Genomic DNA, 2,934 nt, shown 5'->3' with positions numbered 1-2,934 from the left:
TGTTGCGGGTGCGGGCACCCTTGGTCGGCTTGCCCCACGGGGTAACCGGGTGACGGCCACCGCTGGTGCGGCCTTCACCACCACCGTGCGGGTGGTCGACCGGGTTCTTGGCAACGCCGCGAGTAAGCGGCTTGATGCCCATCCAGCGACGACGACCGGCCTTGCCCAGGTTCTGGTTCTGGTTGTCGGGGTTCGACACCGCACCGACCGTACCCATGCAGTCGGCGCGCAGGTAACGCTGCTCACCGCTGTTGAGACGGACGATGACCATGCCGCGGTCACGACCGACCAGCTGGACATAGGAACCTGCAGCGCGAGCGATCTGACCGCCCTTGCCCGGCTTCATTTCGACGTTGTGGCAGATCGTGCCAACCGGCATCTGACCGAGCAGCATGGCATTGCCAGGCTTGGTGTCGGTCTTCTCACCGGCGACGACCTTGTCGCCAACGGCCAGACGCTGCGGCGCAAGGATGTAGGCCAGTTCGCCGTCGTCATACTTGACGAGCGCGATGAAAGCGGTGCGGTTCGGGTCGTATTCGAGCCGTTCCACGGTGCCTTCAACGTCCCACTTGCGACGCTTGAAGTCGACAAAGCGGTACTTCTGCTTGTGGCCGCCAGCCATGCCGCGCGAGGTGACATGGCCCTTGTTGTTGCGTCCACCGGTCTTGCGCTTGCCTTCGACGAGCGCCTTGACCGGCTTGCCCTTGTAGAGCGCCGACTTGTCGACGAGGATCAGGCCGCGACGGCCCGGGCTGGTCGGTTTGTAATTCTTCAGTGCCATGGGATCAGCTCACACCTTCGGTGATGTCGATCATCGAACCCTCTGCGAGGGTCACGATCGCCTTCTTCACGTCGCTGCGCTTGTAGGCCTTGCCCTTCCAGCGCTTGGTCTTGCCCTTCACCACGATCGTGTTCACCGAAAGCACCTTGGCCTTCTGCGAAGCATAGATCGCCTCGACCGCTTCCTTGATCTGCGGCTTGGTGGCAGTGCCGGCGACCTTGAAGACGACGGCATTGTTCTCCGAAGCCAGGGTCGACTTCTCGGTGATGTGGGGCGCGAGGATCACGTCATAGTGACGCGCATCGATGTCCTGCTTCTTAGCCATTGAAACGGGCCTCCAGCTTCGCGACCGCGTCCTTGGTCAGGACCAGCGTGTCGTGCTTCAGGATGTCGTAGACGTTGGCACCCATGGCCGGCAGCACATTGACGCCAGGCAGGTTGCGCGCAGCCTTAGCGAAGCCGGCATCGACAGCTTCACCGTCGATCACCAGAACCTTGCCGTTCCAGCCGTTCTTGCCGAACGTCGCAGCCAGAGCCTTGGTCTTGGCGTCCTTGAGCTCGAGACTGTCGACGACAACGAGGCCGTCCTTCGCCTTGCTCGAAAGTGCCATCTTGAGACCGAGGGCACGGATCTTCTTGTTCAGCGACTGGTTGAAGTCGCGCAGCTTGGCACCGTGGGCCTTACCACCGCCGATGAAGATCGGCGCAGCGCGGTCACCATGGCGAGCCGTGCCGCCGCCCTTCTGGCGGCCCCACTTCTTGCCGGTGCGGGCAACGTCCGAACGCTCACGCGTCGGGCGGGCAGTGCCGCGGCGGTTTTCGAGCTGCCACGTCACAACGCGGTGCAGGATGTCGGCGCGCGGCTCGACACCGAACACGGCATCGTTGAGCTCAACATCGCCAGCAGCCTTGCCGTCGATTTTCTGGACCTTCACCTTCACGGATCAGCCCTCCTTGTTCTCGTCCGAGCCGGTATCGGCTGCGGGCGTTTCGGTGGTGTTCACGGCGTCATCGATCACCTCGACCGGCGTGGTCGGGGTCTCGTCCTGCACAGGGGCAGCACCCTTCTTTTCGACGACTGCACCGGGGAACGGCACGCCTTCGGGAAGCGGAAGCTTGACCGCGTCGCGAACCAGCAGCCAACCATTCTTCGAACCAGGGACCGAGCCCTTGACGAAGAGCAAGCCGCGATCGGCGTCGGTACGGACGATCTCGAGGTTCTGCTGCGTGCGGCGACGATCACCCATGTGACCGGCCATCTTCTTGCCCTTGAACACGCGACCCGGATCCTGGCGGTTACCGGTCGAACCGTGTGCACGGTGGCTAATCGAAACACCGTGGGTGGCGCGCATACCGCCGAAGCCCCAGCGCTTCATGGCGCCGGCAAAGCCCTTGCCCTGGGTGTGGCCGGTGATGTCGACCTTCTGTCCAGCGACGAAGTGCTCAGCCGAGATGGTGGCACCGACGGGAAGGAGACCTTCCTCATTGTCCACACGGAACTCGGCAACCTTCATCTTCAGCGGAACCTCAGCCTTGGCAAAGGCTTCACGCTGCGGCTTGTTCACGTTCTTCTGCTTCGCCTCACCCGAACCGACCTGGAGGGCGAAATAGCCGTCACGGTCTTCGGTGCGATGAGCGGTGACCTGGCAGTCCTCCAGCGCGAGAACGGTGACCGGCACGTGCCGACCGTCCTCCTGGAAGAGGCGGGTCATCCCGACTTTCTTTGCGATAACGCCAGTGCGCATCGTCAACTCCTAAACAGAGGCACACGGGCCCATCCCGCGTGCTTGCCAGCCCATTGAGTGATGCGTCGCCCCGTCCGGGCTGATTGCTTCCGCAGCCTTAAGGCCTTGGGAGCGAGACGGGGGACGCAGACCCGGATCAGATCCGGCGGTATCCCGATGTCTTGCCCGGCCTTTCAACCGGGCTGGGTCATCGAGGACCCCTGAAAATCTCGGCCGGTTTAAGGTCCGGGCCGCAGACCGAAGCGTCAGATCAAGCGAGCTTGATTTCGACGTTCACGCCAGCGGCGAGGTCCAGCTTCATCAGCGCGTCGACCGTCTGGGCGTTGGGCTGCACGATGTCGAGCAGCCGCTTATAGGTGCGCACCTCGAACTGCTCGCGCGACTTCTTGTCGATGTGCGGGCCGCGGT

5 protein-coding genes are annotated in these 2,934 nt (G+C 63.2%); all 5 read right to left on the bottom strand.

Annotated elements, in window-relative coordinates; genetic code table 11:
• Positions 1-781, bottom strand: a 781-nt coding sequence (gene rplB / locus AAFM29_RS16910; protein ID WP_341713911.1) for a 50S ribosomal protein L2, incomplete at its 3' end; no start/stop codon positions are given.
• A 4-nt stretch (positions 782-785) separates the two neighbouring features.
• Positions 786-1,106 (bottom strand): 50S ribosomal protein L23, encoded by a 321-nt coding sequence (locus AAFM29_RS16905; RefSeq protein ID WP_341713910.1) that lies wholly within the window; start codon positions 1,104-1,106, stop codon positions 786-788.
• On the bottom strand, positions 1,099-1,722 hold the full coding sequence (gene rplD / locus AAFM29_RS16900; protein WP_341713909.1) for a 50S ribosomal protein L4: 624 nt from the start codon (positions 1,720-1,722) through the stop codon (positions 1,099-1,101). Before rplD ends, AAFM29_RS16905 begins: the two co-directional genes overlap by 8 nt.
• A gap of 3 nt (positions 1,723-1,725) precedes the next feature.
• Positions 1,726-2,526, bottom strand: coding sequence for a 50S ribosomal protein L3 (gene rplC, locus AAFM29_RS16895; RefSeq protein WP_341713908.1), 801 nt, complete (start codon positions 2,524-2,526; stop codon positions 1,726-1,728).
• 250 nt (positions 2,527-2,776) lie between these two features.
• Positions 2,777-2,934, bottom strand: a 158-nt coding sequence (locus AAFM29_RS16890) for a 30S ribosomal protein S10 (RefSeq protein WP_341713912.1), incomplete at its 5' end; no start/stop codon positions are given.

The organism is Erythrobacter sp., from assembly GCF_038133525.1.
GTDB lineage: Bacteria > Pseudomonadota > Alphaproteobacteria > Sphingomonadales > Sphingomonadaceae > Qipengyuania.
The sequence above is the reverse complement of the archived record's forward strand: the minus strand, read 5'-3'. Positions and strand labels throughout refer to the sequence as shown.